Genomic DNA, 13,468 nt, shown 5'->3' with positions numbered 1-13,468 from the left:
CTCAATTGCGCCGGTCTTCAACTCCGGGACCGGTATGGCGTCATGCGGACTTCCAGGTGGGCAAGTGCCCGGACAATCAGGAAGTTCAGGAAAAGGTATATCGTGCCGGCAGCCAGGAAGACCTCGATCGCGCGATAGCTTTCGGAAATGAGGTTCCGGGCGATTCCGGTCACCTCCAGCAACGTGACGATCGAGGCAAGCGAGGTGCCCTTCACCATCAGGATGATTTCATTGCCATAGGCCGGAATTGCCTGGCGAAGTGCGATGGGAAGGATCACCAGCCGAAGTGTCAAGAGGCGCGTCATGCCGAGCGCCTGGGCCGCTTCCCCCAGTCCTCGCGGAACGTTCCTGATCGCGCCGCGCAGGATCTCACTGCCATAGGCGGCAGTATTCAAGGTCAGCGCCAGGATTGCGCACCAGTAGGGTTCGCGAAACAGTCCCCAGAGCCCGATCGCCTGCAGAGAGGGGCGGAACTGGCCGAGGCCGTAATAGATCAAGAAGATCTGGACGAGCAGCGGCGTACCGCGAAACACGGCAACGAAGGTGCGGATCGGCCAGACCACCAGGCGATGTTCGCCCTGTTGAGCAAGGGCCAGCAGTAGCGCCAGGGCAAAGCCGAGCAGAATGGAGGTGCCGGCCAACTTAAGGGTGAGCGGGACGCCGGAGAGAAGTTGCGGGACAATTTCCAGGAAGAAGCCGACGTCGATCATAGATGCAAGATCCCCCGAGATGTGCGGGTCTCTGCACGGCGGAAGATTTGACCGGTTATGCCAGCGATGACGAAATAAAGGGCTGCCGCGGCTATGTAGAACAGGAAGGGTTCGCGCGTGGAGCCCGCACCGATCTGTGACTGACGCATCAGTTCGACCAGGCCGATCACGGAGATCAGAGCCGAATCCTTGAGGACCAACTGCCAGACATTGCTGAGGCCGGGGATCGCGTGGCGCAGGAGTTGCGGAATGATCACGAGCCGAAGCATCTGGACGCGTGACAGCGCCAGCGCTTTTGCAGCATCGAACTGTCCCTGCTCGACGGCGAGATAGGCGCCGCGATAGACTTCAGCCTGATAGGCGCCCGAGATTATGCCGATGGCGATGATGCCGGTCGCAAGCGAGGGAAGGCCGACAAACCCGCCCGAGCCGAAGGCATTGGCAATCGCTGTGAGAGCCACGCTGCCGCCGTAGTAGAAGAGGTAGATGGTGAGAAGATCCGGAACACCGCGAAAAATGGTGCCGTAAACCGAGGCGAGGGTTTTTGGCAGTCGTCTGGAGGACAGCCCGCCGCTCGCGCCAACGGCCCCGAATACGGCTCCGAGCAGAAAGCCCAGCATCGATAGCAAAACGGTCACTCCCGCTGCGCCGAGCAGGGCTGTGCCCCAGCCGCCTTCGGCGAAACCGAGCAGATACAGTTTTTCAAGCATGCAGGCGAAACCCCTTTATGTCATTCCTGCAGCCGGAGTTGCGGGAACTCCGGCTGCATCGGTCCGCCGTGGGTTACTTGACCGGGGTGACGTCTGTGCCGACCCATTTCTCAGAAATGCGCTTGATCGTGCCATCGGCAATGGCGGCGTCGATGGCGGCGTTCAGCATGTCTTTGAGCTTGGTGTCTTCCTTCCGCAGACCCGCACCCGTGCCCATACCGAAGAGGCCGCCGACGAAGCCGGGGCCGGCAACGGTGTAGTCGCCAAATTCCGGCTTGGTGAGCGTTGCCGCAAGCGCCGTCTGCTGAGCAAAAATGGCATCGATGCGGCCGGCAGCCAGGTCGAGGTCGTGCTGCTCGGTCGTCTTGTATTCACGGACTTCAACCGTGTCGCCGAAGTACTTCTTGACGAAGTCCAGCATGGTTGTGGCCGCCTGAACGCCGACGATCTTGCCCTTGAGCATCGGCTTCAGCTTTTCGATAGCCGTTGTCGCTTCGGCTTCTTTGCTCATGTCGAAACGCTCGGTCGACAGGCCGAGCTTTCCAAGCTCGCTGTCCTTGGCAACCGCAAAGCCACCCGGGTCCACCGCATAAGGTTGCGTGAAGTCGATCGTCTCTAGACGCTTCGGTGTGATGAACATGCCGGCCATGATGACGTCGAATTTTCCGACGGTCAGCGAGGGGATGAGGCCGTCCCAATCCTGCGCGACGATTGTGCACTTGATCTTCATCCGGGCGCAGAGATCATTCGCGAGCTCGATCTCGAGGCCGTCGAGCTCACCCTTGGCATTCGTGAAATTCCAGGGAGCATAGGCGCCCTCGGTCGCAATCTTGATTTCTGTCGGCGCGCTCTGGGCATATGCCGTCGGGCCGAAGGTCAGTGTGGTGAGAGCAGCCGCAAGCGCGGCCATGCGACGAATCGTCATGACATTTCCTCTTCGTGTTGAGCCGTTTTGTGACGGCGGTTCCCCGCCCGTGCCGGATGTCTCCTCCGGCTGCGGACAATTGATCGAGCGACTTTACCGTCTTGGACTGGCGTAGTCCGCCAGCAAGTTCGGGGTTGCTATTATGTGTTCCTGCATGACCGTTTCCGCGTGGCTAGGATCGCCGGAGCGTAAGGCGTCAATGAGCGTCTGATGCTCCTCGCGTGCCGAGAGTGGCTTGTTGACGTAGTCGAACCAGATGCGCATGTAAGGTTCGATGGCGACGTGCAGGGCCGTGATCTGGCGGATGAGCTTTGGGCGCTCGCTCAGATTGAAGATGATTGCGTGAAATTCCTGATGACGAAGGACCCAGTCATTGCTGCCGGACTTTCCGGCACGCTCCATGCGGTCGAGCAGCCGTTCAAGTTCTTCGAAGATTTCGGTCGTCATCTTCGGTGTAGCAAGCCGTACAGCCAGTCCCTCCAGAACGGAGCGAATCTCGAAAATCTCATGGATTTCATCCAGCGTGAGGCCTGCGACCACGCACCCTCGATTGGGGCGCAATGTCACCAGTCCATCGGCTGCAAGGCGGCGAAATGCCTCGCGAACCGGCATGCGGCTCATGCCGATTTCAGATGCGATCTCCTCGGGAATCAGGCGGTCGCCGGGCTTGTACCGGCCGATGCGCAAGGCCTGCTGCAGATGGAGATAAGCCTCCTGCTCCGCAGTTGAAGCGAGATGCACGCTGGTGGCAAAAGAACCTGACATTTTCACCTGCTGGATTTTTGTATCCAATTATCCAACCACTACATTCAAATGGCGTCAAGTGCTTTCTTGATTAGGCGTTCCCGGCTGCGATGCGGACCAGTTGCCGCCCGGTTCTGGCTGAATGATCAGATGATCCGAGTGCTCCCAATCTATGTCGAAGCAGTATTCCCGGTTTTGCCAAGTTGTTTGAAGCAAGGTGCTCGGGAGCGATTTGACTGGGCTCAGGCGGTCATTTCTGCGGCAGAAAGCTCAAACAAGCTGGCAATACCGCTTCAACAGCATCTTCCGCAGCAGCAGCTCGCAAGCCTTGGATGAAAGGATCGACGATGCCATCGATACCGAGCTAACGGCCATCATGCGTTTCGCCCGCGTTCTGCGTCGTGATATTGATTCCGTAAAATGCGATCGAACGCCCTTGGAGCAACGGTTAAGCCGAAGGCCAGATCAACCGTCTCAAGATGCTGAAGCGAGCAATGTACGGTCGCGCCGGCCCAAAGCTGGTGAGGGCGAGAATCTTGCCACCGAATCACAGAAATTGAGGGAGACTCCGATTAAATGCAAAACGGCAACTCAGAACCGAAGCCGATCGCGTGCCTGCAAGCTGCGTAAAGGAAGCGCGCATGCCAATTTTGGCCGTAGCCCTTTAACTTCATTTAGCCTCGACGATTAAGCAGGCCTCTTAGGGCCGTCGATCCGCTGGTTGCGCAGCAGTTGCTTCATGTTCTCGAAGCGCTGGCCGTGCTCGTCATCGCGGCGCAAGCCCACGGCCGAGCAGAGAATGTCGACGACGACGAGGGCAGCGATGCGCGAAATGGTTGGCGTGTAGATATCCGTGTTATCGAGCGTTTCGACGAGTATGGCGACATCGCAATGATCAAGCAACGGAGCCCGTGAACCGGAGATGCCAATCACCTGGGCCCCGCCCTTGCGCGCGATCTCGGCAACTTCGATCATCGCTATCGTATGGCCCGTATTGGAGAAAATCACGGCAACATCGCCGGCCTGCATCATCGAGGCGGTCATCAATTGTTGGTGCGTGTCGGACTGAGCGCCGCAGGGCACCCCGAACAGCGGAAATTTCTGCTGCGCGTCGAGCGCCACGATACCGGATGCACCAAGGCCGAAGAACTCGATGCTGCGCGCCTGGCTCAGAAGGGCAATCGCTTGACCCAGCGCATCGGTATTGAGGTGACTGCGCGCCCAATCCAGGCTGGTCATCGTGTAGCCGAATATCTTCTCGACCAGCTCCGTCGTCGTATCGTCCTTGCTGAGCACGGAATGTGTAGCGGTCGTGCCGAGTGCCAGGCTATGGGCGAGCTTGAGCTTGAATTCCTGATATCCGGTGCAGCCAATGGCGACGCAGAAACGGATCACAGTCGGTTCGCTGACATCGGAAAGGGCGGCTGCCTCTGCAAGCGCCGCATTGAGGATACGGTTTGGGTCTTCCAGAACGCGATTGGCAACCTTGCGCTCTGATTTGCGCAATTTCGGCAGCGCATGCCGCACGATCTCGAGAATATTCTGCCCAGAATTGCGGGCCGCTAGGTCTTCAAATGCCATGGGCGATTTCTGCCATTCCAGCTTAGGCGCCGTCAAGACGAAACTCCATTCCCTCTCTGGCCCGAACAAGTGCGGCAGGGGCTTGCGCAGCAGCAGCATCGATCACGTCAGGTGCCAGCGTGTTGAAAGCGAACATCCCGTGATGATGCGCGATCATGACGGGGACACCGCAGCGCTGGCACAGAGACATCGCTTCCGAAAGCGTCAGATTGCCGGCAAAGCCGGCCGATTTCAGCCGCTCCGAGCGGCCATTGACCGGCAGCAACGCAAGATCCGGAGCAAATGCCGCAATCTCGTCGTCCTGGCCTTCAAAAGGAACGGTATCGCCGGAATGCAAGATCCGCACGGTGCCGAAATCCAGGCCGTAACCAAGGAAGCGGTGGCGGCCGTTGTCGTCTCGCTCCAGGGTTTCGTGGGCAGCGCGCATGACCTGAAGCCTGAACCCGGGCAGGGTCACGCTCTCGCCGGCATCGACTTCGATCAAGCGTCCGCCGGTGACCCCAATGCGTTGGCGAGCAAGCGGGCCTGATGCGGCAGGAACGACGAATTTGAGGTGAGGCAAGCGCGTTGCCAGGCGCTCCAATGTCTCTCCGTCCATGTGGTCAGTGTGATGATGCGTGCACAAGACGAGATCCACCGCACCGAGTTCATCAGCTGTCACAGGCGCGGATGCCATCCGGGCATGGGAATAGGCACCGCCGCAATATTTGACGGCAAGCGAATCCGATAGATAGGGATCAACGACGATCCGCCTTCCCTTGGCATCGATAATAAAGCCCGCCTGCCCCAGCCAAAACAACGATACGCCTTGAGGCCGAGGTTGAGCCAACCGTCTTGCGAGCGGGCCTTCGAAGGGGATTTGCTTCAAAACGGTCATTGCTTTGTCCCTAGACCGCCTATGCAGACTGCTCCAGACCGAGCGCTGACAGCAGGTTTGAGATTGCCATCTCGGTGGCGCGATCGACGCTTTCTTCAGTATACCCGCCAATGTGCGAACTCGCGATCACGTCGGGTCTCGAGGCGAGGCCGGGGTGGACCGGCGGCTCGGGATCGAACACATCGACGCAATAGGTCTGCAGCCGCTTCTCATCGAGCGCCGTCGCCAGGGCTAGTTCATCGACCAGTGAGGCGCGTGCGGTGTTTACGAGGATTAGCCCCGGTTTGACTGTCTTCAGAACGTCAGCGTTGACCAGCCGACGGCCATCGCGATCGGGGGCAATGCAGCGTCAGGATATCGGCTTGCCGAAAAATTTCTTCATGGGTCGCCCATCGGAAATGTGAGGGGGCTATTCCAAGCTCGGGCCGGGCCGGGTCGAATGCCAGCACCTTTGCGCCCATGGCAACGGCAAGGCGCGCCACGGTGCCGCCGACCGCGCCAGCGCCGATTACGCCGACCGTGCGGCCGAAAAACTCGATACCACGTCGTCGCGGCCAGTGTCCCGCCTTCAACCCCTGGTCCGTATAGGGCAGATGACGAAGTGCGGAAAAGATCATGGCAATCGCCAGTTCCGCGACGCCGCGCGCATTGGCGCCCTCGGCCGTCCGCACCATGATACCCCGCGCCTTCAGGTCGGCCAGCGGGAGATTGTCGAGACCTGTCCCGTTACGGCTTACGACCCGCAGCTTGGGGGCCGAGGCGATCACCCGCGGCGAGACCGGTTCGACACCCGCCAGCCAGCCGGTCACTTCCGGGACCAGTTGCAGCAATTCTGCCTCGGATGGCAATTGGCCGGGGGTGGCGTACACGACGTCGAGACCGTGACCGATCATCGCTTCCACGGCCGGATGCGGCGCCTCCGTCAAAGAGCGTGGCGTGATGAGGATTTTCAGCGCCATGATCTATCCTCTCGTGACATTCAGCGCGATCTTCGAGATCTCGTCGAATCGCGCTCCGCTTGGAGGGATATCGATGTGAAACACTTCCGAGATCACCTGCGTCCAGCCATGGATGAAGTAGATCCAGCCATCCTCGATCTGTAGGTCCGCGATAGGCTGCCGTGCACGTGCCTGATCCAGGAAGATCAGATCGCCGCGATAATTGAGGTCCCAGACCACGGACTTGGGTGGGAAACGGACAGCATCCGAGAGCGGTGATCCCGGGGCATCCTTGCCAAGGCCCGTGGCGTTGATCACGACGGAGGCGGGTGTGAGCGAGGCGACGATCGCGTCATTGTCGGGCGGTTGCGGGGCAAGCACATAATCCACGGGCAGGGTGGTGCCCATCGCGCGGTGGATCCGCCTGATGTCGTGGATACGGTGCTGGCTACGGTTAGACACGACGATACGGGACGGCCTGTCACCGGCGCGGCGGCTGTGCATCATGTGCCAAGTCAACGCGATGGTCGATCCGCCGGCACCGATCGAAAACAGTTCGGCACCCGTCCTCTCGAAGTAGCCGTCGGGCAAAAATGCATCGAGCGCCAAGCCCGAAGAGATCGGATCCTTGGCGTGACACACAAGCTTGCCGTTCCGTTTGGAAATGCAGCTCGTTTCTTCCATCAGGCGGGCATGCGGATCAATCTCGCCGAACATGTCCTTGCAGGCATTGAAAAGGTCGATCTTGTGCGTGGTGACCAAGGCACCCAGCGACATCGGGTCATCGCGAATGAAGGCCACCGCTTCCCTGTAAGCCTCAGGCGCGTCATGCAGCGGAAAATCGATGCCGCGGATCACTGAATTCTCGAGGCCAAGATAATCTGCCCATGCCGGAAACACCGACATGATCGAGCTCTTGGCCGTCGTCACGCCGATAAAATAGAGCGTTGGCTGGGTGGCGGGGGCATAGTCCGTCATTCTATCTCTCCTGGCCGCACGATCAATCAAGCATGGCCATGATGCTGTCGACCAGCGTCTGCGGCCGCGCGCGGTATCCCGTATTGTCGATCGTCTTCCAGCCGCCTTGACCATCATCGACGATCCGGCTGCGCATTCCTCCGGCCTTGGCGATGATGTCGTAGTCCTGCCCTGAGTCGGCGGGATAGGAGAAGGTCATGACCAGAGGTTCGCGGCCAACATTGACGGACCGGTGAATCCAGAAGGGCGGCACGTAGCACATCGTGCGCGGGCCGATTTCGATCGTCCGAACCTGTCCGTCCGGCGATTCCAAAAGCATGACGCCCAGCCCGCTTTCGCCATAATACATTTCGGGCCGATTGGGGCGTGCATGGATATGGCCCCGCGTCATGTAGTATTCGTCGCCGACCCTGCCGGGCTCCATGCGGGTCACCCCGATGATGATATCACCGGGATTGCTGGACGCCTTGAAGTCCGTCACCTCATACGCGACCTCATTTCCGCGCTCTGATGCCAGCGCCTGAAATGCCTGCATATCGCAGTACAGACCTTCGAGATCGTTGAATGTTTTCACATATCGGTTGGTCGCGCCTTTCAGCTGACCGGATGAAATATCAACATACCCAACACCCGGCTCGAACAGGGCCATGCGTATCACTCCCAAAACAGAAACTGTAGTAATACTACATAATAAGAATGGCGGAGCAACCCGGATTGAGAAAATTTTTGACTGCGGGCGCTGTCGCAGCGCAAAACACGCATATTGCGCCGCGGTATCCTGTACAAATGTGCAAACTGGTCAAATATGGGAAGAAAATACCGCTTGACGGAATAAAGAAATGTATTTTAACTACAAAAAGGAGGCCCCGCTGCTTCCGTTGTCATGGAAATCGGAGGAGAGAAACCATGAAGATTACACTGTCGGGATGTGTGCTCGCTGTTGCGATGAATGTCGCGGCGATCGGCGCAGCCAATGCCGCCGACTGCAAGGTCGGTATCGCCATGTACACGCTGGGGGCCCCTATTTCGCGGCTCAGGTTGCTGCCGCTGAAGATCAGGCCAAGAAGGCCGGCTGCGAGGTGACCACTGCCGATGGCCAGAACGATATGTCCAAACAGATTGCCGACGTCGAGGATATGGTCGCCAAAGGGGTTAACCTTCTGATCCTCAATCCGCGCGATCCTGAAGGCCTCGTCTCTGCAGCCGATGCCGCAACGGCGGCAGGGGTCAAGGTCGTGGTGATGGATTCCTCCATCAGCACCAAGGCGAACGTCGTTACTCAGGTCCGCTCGTCCAACGACCAGAACGGCTACCTCGTGGGCCAGTGGCTTGCCAACAGCATGAAGGGCAAGCCGATGAAAATCATCCTGCTCTCCGGTGATAAGGGCAATGAAGTTGGCCGTGATCGTCGTCTCGGCGTCTTCAAGGGCCTGGTCGAAGGCCAACTCGTGAATGATGGTAAGGTGAGCTTCGAAGTCGTCGGTCAGGGCTGGGGGGCTGGTCGAACGAAGGCGGCCTTGCTGCCATGGAAGATCTGCTGACGGCACATCCCGATGCCAATGTCGTTCTCGGGGAGAATGACTCGATGGTTCTCGGCGCCATGAAGGCTTTGGAAGCCCAGGGCAAGACCGATGTGCTGGCGCTCGCCGCTGCCGATGGTCAGAAGGAAGCGCTTGCGTTGATCAAGGAAGGCAAATACGGCGCGACAGGCCTTAATGACCCGGATCTGGTCGCACGCACGGCCGTTGATATCGGCCTCAAGGCAGTCAAGGGTGAACTCGGTGCCGATACCCCGAAGCTTGAGCTGACGACACCCGCCGTCATTACGAAAGAGAACGTCGACCAGTTCTACCGCGCCGACGCTGTCTTTTGATCCGATTCCTCCCGAGACGACTGTAAAGTCGTAAATGACGAGACGACGGTTCCGCCGTCGTCTCGTTACTATCAGTCCGGAGTGCGCCCTTGACCGAACTCGTCCAACTCAAGTCAATCTCCAAGTCCTTTGGCGGCATCCATGCGCTGCGGTCCGTCGATTTCGATGTCCGTCCGGGGAAGTCCATGCACTCCTCGGCGAGAACGGCGCTGGAAAATCAACCTTGATGCGCGTGCTGGGCGGAGAGATGGTTCCCAGTCATGGGGAGGTCATTATCGACGGCGCGCCAGTAATCTTTCGTGACCCGCGGGCAGCAAGAGCGCTCGGTATCGTCGTCATCCATCAAGAACTGGCGCTTGCACCAGACCTGACCGTCGCGGAGAACATTTTCCTCGGTGAACTTCCAGGTGTTATTTCCCATTCAAGTCTGCGCAGACGCGCCAAGGATCTGATCGATCGGCTTGGATTCCAGATTGATCCGGGTCGCACCGCGGGGTCGCTGGCGGTTGCCCATCAGCAGGTCGTGGAAATTGCCAAGGCCTTGTCGCAGGACATCAAGATCATCGTGTTCGACGAGCCGACCGCCGTGCTTGGCGCGCAGGACGCGATGAAGCTGCACCAGATCATTCGTGGTCTTCGCGATCGCGGCGTCGGCGTCGTCTATATTTCCCACCGACTCGATGAGGTTTTCGATATCGCCGACCGAATGACGGTCATGAAGGACGGACAGAACGTCGGAACGGTTGCAACCGGCGACGTCAAGGTCGATGACATCATCCGCATGATGGTCGGCCGACCGATCGCGACGATGTTTCCAGAGCGCGCAAAACGCTTGATCGGGGAGGAATTGCTCAAGGTCGAGAACCTCAATGCCGGGCGCATGGTGCGTGACGTCAGCTTCTCCGTCCGAGCCGGCGAAATTGTCGGGCTGGGAGGATTGATCGGATCAGGCCGCACAGAGGTTGCCCGTGTCATCTTCGGAGCCGATAGGCTGGAAAGTGGGACGATCACGCTGAAAGGCCGAACCTTCAAGCCGCGCTCACCCAAGGATGCCGTCAAGGCCGGCATCGCACTGGTGCCGGAAGACCGAAAACACCAGGGCGTCATTCTCGACAAGCCGATCCGCGTCAATTCGACGATGGCCAAGATGTCTTCTGTGGTCAACGCATTCGGCTTCCTAAAGCAAAGCAAGGAGCGGGCCGATGTCACCAAACTCGGAGAGAGCCTGCGTTTGAAGGCATCAAGCGTCGATGCCCCCGTGTCGAGCCTGTCGGGCGGCAACCAGCAAAAAGTTGTGCTCGCCAAATGGTTTCATGCGGATGGCGATGTGATCATTCTCGACGAACCGACCCGCGGCGTTGATGTGGGCGCAAAGACCGAAATCTATGCTCTGGTCAACAAGCTCGCCGAGGACGGCAAGGCGGTGCTGGTGATTTCGTCGGAGCATCAGGAACTGTTCGGTCTGTGCGACCGCGTGCTTGCTATGGGGCAGGGCCAGATCCGCGGCGAGCTTCTGCCAAAGGACTACAAGGAAGAAAACCTGCTTGGCCTGTCGATGACGGGCAGCACCATAACCGCAAATCAGGGTAGCCACTGATGACCATCACAACAGACCCCGTCACGCAGCGAGACGAAAAGCGATCTGTCGACTTCCGCGTCGTCATCCAGCGCTTCGGCACTCTGGCGATTTTTCTGGTGCTCGTCGTCGTTGCCACGCTGTGGTCCGACAGCTTCATGACCCGCGGAAATATCCTCAACGTGTTGCGCCAGGTGGCGTCAGGCGCGGGTATCATGGCCGTCGGCATGCTGTTCGTCATCCTAACGCGCGGCATCGACCTTTCCGTCGGCTCGATCATGGCACTGGGCTCCGTGCTGACAGGATATTTCTGCACGATTTCGGGATTTGGCACGATGCCCACGATCATCATGGTGCTTTTGTCCGGCGCGGTCTGCGGCATGGTGACAGGGGCTTTATCGCCTATCTGAAACTTCCATCCTTCGTCATGTCGCTGGCGATGATGGCGATTGCCCGTGGCCTGTCTCTGATCATTTCCGAAGGCCGACCAATTCCTCTGGCCGAGGCGGGAGCGGCGTTCAGCCGGTTTGGCTCGGGCTTCCTGTTCGGTATACCGCAGCCGGTGTTGCTGATGTTCGCCGTGTTCATCGTGGGCGGGATCATCTTGAATTTCACCCGCTTCGGACGGCTCATCACGGCCATCGGCTCAAACGAGGAGGCAGTTCGTCTCTCCGGCATCGCCGTGCCGCGCTACATCCTTGCGGTCTACATGATCTCGGGCGTTCTCGCGGCGGTCGCGGGCATCATCTCGTCCAGCCGTACGGGCGTTGGCTCAGCACAGGTCGGCGTCGGTGCAGAGCTCAATGTGATCGCGGCAGTCGTTATCGGTGGAGCGAGCCTCATGGGTGGCAAGGGCGGTGTGATCAACACGCTGCTAGGTGCGCTGGTCATGGGCATCATTGCCAACATCATGAACCTGGCGGGTGTCCCCGGCTATCACCAGCAGGTCTATATGGGCGCCATCATCGTCATCGCCATGCTCCTTCAGTACAGCACCGGTTCGCTGAAGCGCTGAGCCGATAAGGGACATTTCATATGACCTCCGCGCTCACACTTGCTATCGATGTCGGCACAGGAAGCGTGCGCGCGGCGCTTGTCGATGGCGCGGGCCGGATCGTTGCCATTGCCGCGCGCGAGCACGACCAGATCGTGCCGCGGTTTGGGTGGGCCGAGCAGCGCCCATCCGACTGGTGGTCTGGCGTCGTCGCCACCATTCGCGAGGTCCTTTCGCAGATACCGGACGCGAAGGCGCGCATTTCCGTTCTGGTCGCCTGCGGCCAGATGCACGGGACGGTGCTGGTCGATGATGCCGGCAATCTCACGCGTGATCTGGTGCCCCTGTGGAACGACAAGCGAACGATCGATCTTGTCGAAGACTTCGAGAAGGCCAATGCGCCGGAAAGCTATCTTGCCGAAAGCGGCAATCCGCCAACACCAGCCTGGCCGGCGTTCAAGCTCGCCTGGCTCCGCGATAACGATCCCGAGGCGTATCGGGGGACAGCGTTCGTTCTCATGCCGAAGGACTATATCAATCTGCGGCTGACCGGTGAAATCGCCATGGACGAGGGCGATGCATCCTGTTCGTTCCTGATGAACCCGGCCACGCGCACCTGGTCTCAATCCATGGCAGAGCGCCTCGGCCTTGATCCAGCCAAACTGCCGCCGATCCGCAATTCGCTGGATGTTCTCGGTGCTGTTACTCAGGCCGCAGCGCTGGAAACAGGACTTCTGGCCGGCACACCCGTCCTGGTCGGTGGTGCAGACTATCCCGTTGCCCTTCTGGGCTCGGGCACGTGCAGACCCGGTCTGGTCTCCGATGTCACGGGCACGTCTTGCATCCTGACCCTTATCGCAGCTGCGCCGCTGCTGGACCCGGATATATCCAATGTTGCGACAATCGAAGGCAACTGGGGGCCGTTTGCGCTGCTTGAAAGCGGCGGCGATGCCATGCGCTGGGCGCGCCGGGCGCTGCATGAGGGCAGAGAGAGCTATGATCAATTGGTGGCGCGTGCGGCGCAAGCTCCCGTCGGCTCAGACGGTTTGTTCTTCCTGCCTTTCCTGACCGGTGAACGACTTGGGGCGCATCGCAATGCGCGCGCCCAGTTTTTCGGGCTCGGCGCCGCCCATACGCTGTCCCATATCAACCGGGCAATTTTGGAAGGTGTGGCGTTTGCTGGGGCACGGCATTTGAGGATGATGGAAAAGGCGGCCGGTCAGAAAATTGAGCGCGTCATCGCGTCGGGCGGCGGCGCCAAGACCGAACTCTGGTTGCGCGTCAAGGCAAGCACCTACGGCGTGCCGATCGTCGTGCCGGTGGAGCAGGAATGCGGAATCCTGGGCTGCGCCGTGATGGGCGCGGTTGCCACGGGGCAATATTCCACACTGGACGCTGCCGTAACCGGGATCGTTCGATACGCCGAGGAGATATATCCAGACCCTGCATGGCAGGAACGCTATCACCGGATGCAGCCGATTTTTGACAAGCTCTATTTCCAGAGCCAGTCCCTCTATGACGAGCTTGACCGGTTGGTCGTATCACCATCCTCAGGGGAGTAA

11 protein-coding genes and 4 pseudogenes are annotated in these 13,468 nt (G+C 59.4%); 5 read left to right on the top strand and 10 right to left on the bottom strand.

What is annotated here, in order from left to right; genetic code table 11:
• Positions 1–17: 17 nt before the first annotated feature.
• From P6U16_RS24275 to P6U16_RS24260, 4 genes are all read right to left on the bottom strand, one after another.
• Entirely contained in the window at positions 18–710 is a 693-nt protein-coding gene (locus tag P6U16_RS24275) for an ABC transporter permease (RefSeq protein WP_277704038.1), read from the bottom strand.
• Positions 707–1,420 (bottom strand): ABC transporter permease subunit, encoded by a 714-nt coding sequence (locus tag P6U16_RS24270; RefSeq protein WP_277704037.1) that lies wholly within the window; start codon positions 1,418–1,420, stop codon positions 707–709. The genes P6U16_RS24275 and P6U16_RS24270 overlap by 4 nt, the downstream gene beginning before the upstream one ends.
• A gap of 73 nt (positions 1,421–1,493) precedes the next feature.
• Positions 1,494–2,345: a transporter substrate-binding domain-containing protein gene (locus tag P6U16_RS24265; protein ID WP_277704036.1), complete on the bottom strand. Its 852-nt coding sequence runs from the start codon at positions 2,343–2,345 to the stop codon at positions 1,494–1,496.
• A 93-nt stretch (positions 2,346–2,438) separates the two neighbouring features.
• Positions 2,439–3,110, bottom strand: coding sequence for a GntR family transcriptional regulator (locus P6U16_RS24260; protein ID WP_277704035.1), 672 nt, complete (start codon positions 3,108–3,110; stop codon positions 2,439–2,441).
• A 307-nt stretch (positions 3,111–3,417) separates the two neighbouring features.
• Between P6U16_RS24260 and P6U16_RS24255 the strand changes: the two are divergent.
• Positions 3,418–3,649 (top strand): annotated as a pseudogene (locus tag P6U16_RS24255) (transposase); the annotation flags it as partial.
• 127 nt (positions 3,650–3,776) lie between these two features.
• Here P6U16_RS24255 and P6U16_RS24250 read toward each other — a convergent pair.
• From P6U16_RS24250 to P6U16_RS24225, 6 genes are read right to left on the bottom strand one after another with little or no spacing between them, the layout of a single operon-like run.
• Complete coding sequence (locus P6U16_RS24250) at positions 3,777–4,670, bottom strand: SIS domain-containing protein (protein ID WP_277704811.1); 894 nt, start codon at positions 4,668–4,670, stop codon at positions 3,777–3,779.
• 22 nt (positions 4,671–4,692) lie between these two features.
• The gene (locus P6U16_RS24245) at positions 4,693–5,547 is read right to left on the bottom strand and encodes an MBL fold metallo-hydrolase (protein ID WP_277704790.1); all 855 of its coding nucleotides are present in this window, start codon (positions 5,545–5,547) and stop codon (positions 4,693–4,695) included.
• 19 nt (positions 5,548–5,566) lie between these two features.
• On the bottom strand, positions 5,567–5,821 hold the full coding sequence (locus P6U16_RS24240) for an NAD(P)-dependent oxidoreductase (RefSeq protein WP_277704810.1): 255 nt from the start codon (positions 5,819–5,821) through the stop codon (positions 5,567–5,569).
• Between the two features lie 28 nt (positions 5,822–5,849).
• Complete coding sequence (locus tag P6U16_RS24235; RefSeq protein ID WP_277704789.1) at positions 5,850–6,506, bottom strand: NAD(P)-dependent oxidoreductase; 657 nt, start codon at positions 6,504–6,506, stop codon at positions 5,850–5,852.
• A gap of 3 nt (positions 6,507–6,509) precedes the next feature.
• Complete coding sequence (locus P6U16_RS24230; protein ID WP_277704788.1) at positions 6,510–7,463, bottom strand: shikimate dehydrogenase; 954 nt, start codon at positions 7,461–7,463, stop codon at positions 6,510–6,512.
• 22 nt (positions 7,464–7,485) lie between these two features.
• Positions 7,486–8,112, bottom strand: a complete 627-nt coding sequence (locus P6U16_RS24225; protein ID WP_277704787.1) for a glucose-6-phosphate isomerase — start codon at positions 8,110–8,112, stop codon at positions 7,486–7,488.
• Between the two features lie 257 nt (positions 8,113–8,369).
• Here P6U16_RS24225 and P6U16_RS24220 point away from each other — a divergent pair.
• The 4 genes and pseudogenes from P6U16_RS24220 to P6U16_RS24205 all read left to right on the top strand — a co-directional run bounded on the left by P6U16_RS24220 (position 8,370) and on the right by P6U16_RS24205 (position 13,468).
• A pseudogene (locus tag P6U16_RS24220) lies at positions 8,370–9,336 on the top strand (substrate-binding domain-containing protein).
• 89 nt (positions 9,337–9,425) lie between these two features.
• Positions 9,426–10,933: pseudogene (locus P6U16_RS24215) on the top strand (sugar ABC transporter ATP-binding protein).
• A pseudogene (locus P6U16_RS24210) lies at positions 10,933–11,927 on the top strand (ABC transporter permease). Before P6U16_RS24215 ends, P6U16_RS24210 begins: the two co-directional pseudogenes overlap by 1 nt.
• A gap of 20 nt (positions 11,928–11,947) precedes the next feature.
• Entirely contained in the window at positions 11,948–13,468 is a 1,521-nt protein-coding gene (locus tag P6U16_RS24205) for an FGGY family carbohydrate kinase (RefSeq protein ID WP_277704786.1), read from the top strand.

It is taken from the genome of Rhizobium sp. 32-5/1 (genome assembly GCF_029537235.1).
Lineage (GTDB): Bacteria > Pseudomonadota > Alphaproteobacteria > Rhizobiales > Rhizobiaceae > Pararhizobium.
Note: the sequence above shows the minus strand (reverse complement) of the source record. Positions and strands in the feature narration are given on the sequence as shown.

Bases quoted from the DNA above. Each gene is read 5' to 3' on its own strand.
- P6U16_RS24250 (WP_277704811.1), bottom strand. From the start codon at position 4,670: ATGGCATTTGAAGACCTAGCGGCCCGCAATTCTGGGCAGAATATTCTC.
- P6U16_RS24265 (WP_277704036.1), bottom strand. From the start codon at position 2,345: ATGACGATTCGTCGCATGGCCGCGCTTGCGGCTGCTCTCACCACACTG.
- P6U16_RS24205 (WP_277704786.1), top strand. From the start codon at position 11,948: ATGACCTCCGCGCTCACACTTGCTATCGATGTCGGCACAGGAAGCGTG.
- P6U16_RS24225 (WP_277704787.1), bottom strand. From the start codon at position 8,112: ATGGCCCTGTTCGAGCCGGGTGTTGGGTATGTTGATATTTCATCCGGT.
- P6U16_RS24270 (WP_277704037.1), bottom strand. From the start codon at position 1,420: ATGCTTGAAAAACTGTATCTGCTCGGTTTCGCCGAAGGCGGCTGGGGC.
- P6U16_RS24275 (WP_277704038.1), bottom strand. From the start codon at position 710: ATGATCGACGTCGGCTTCTTCCTGGAAATTGTCCCGCAACTTCTCTCC.
- P6U16_RS24230 (WP_277704788.1), bottom strand. From the start codon at position 7,463: ATGACGGACTATGCCCCCGCCACCCAGCCAACGCTCTATTTTATCGGC.
- P6U16_RS24235 (WP_277704789.1), bottom strand. From the start codon at position 6,506: ATGGCGCTGAAAATCCTCATCACGCCACGCTCTTTGACGGAGGCGCCG.
- P6U16_RS24260 (WP_277704035.1), bottom strand. From the start codon at position 3,110: ATGTCAGGTTCTTTTGCCACCAGCGTGCATCTCGCTTCAACTGCGGAG.
- P6U16_RS24245 (WP_277704790.1), bottom strand. From the start codon at position 5,547: ATGACCGTTTTGAAGCAAATCCCCTTCGAAGGCCCGCTCGCAAGACGG.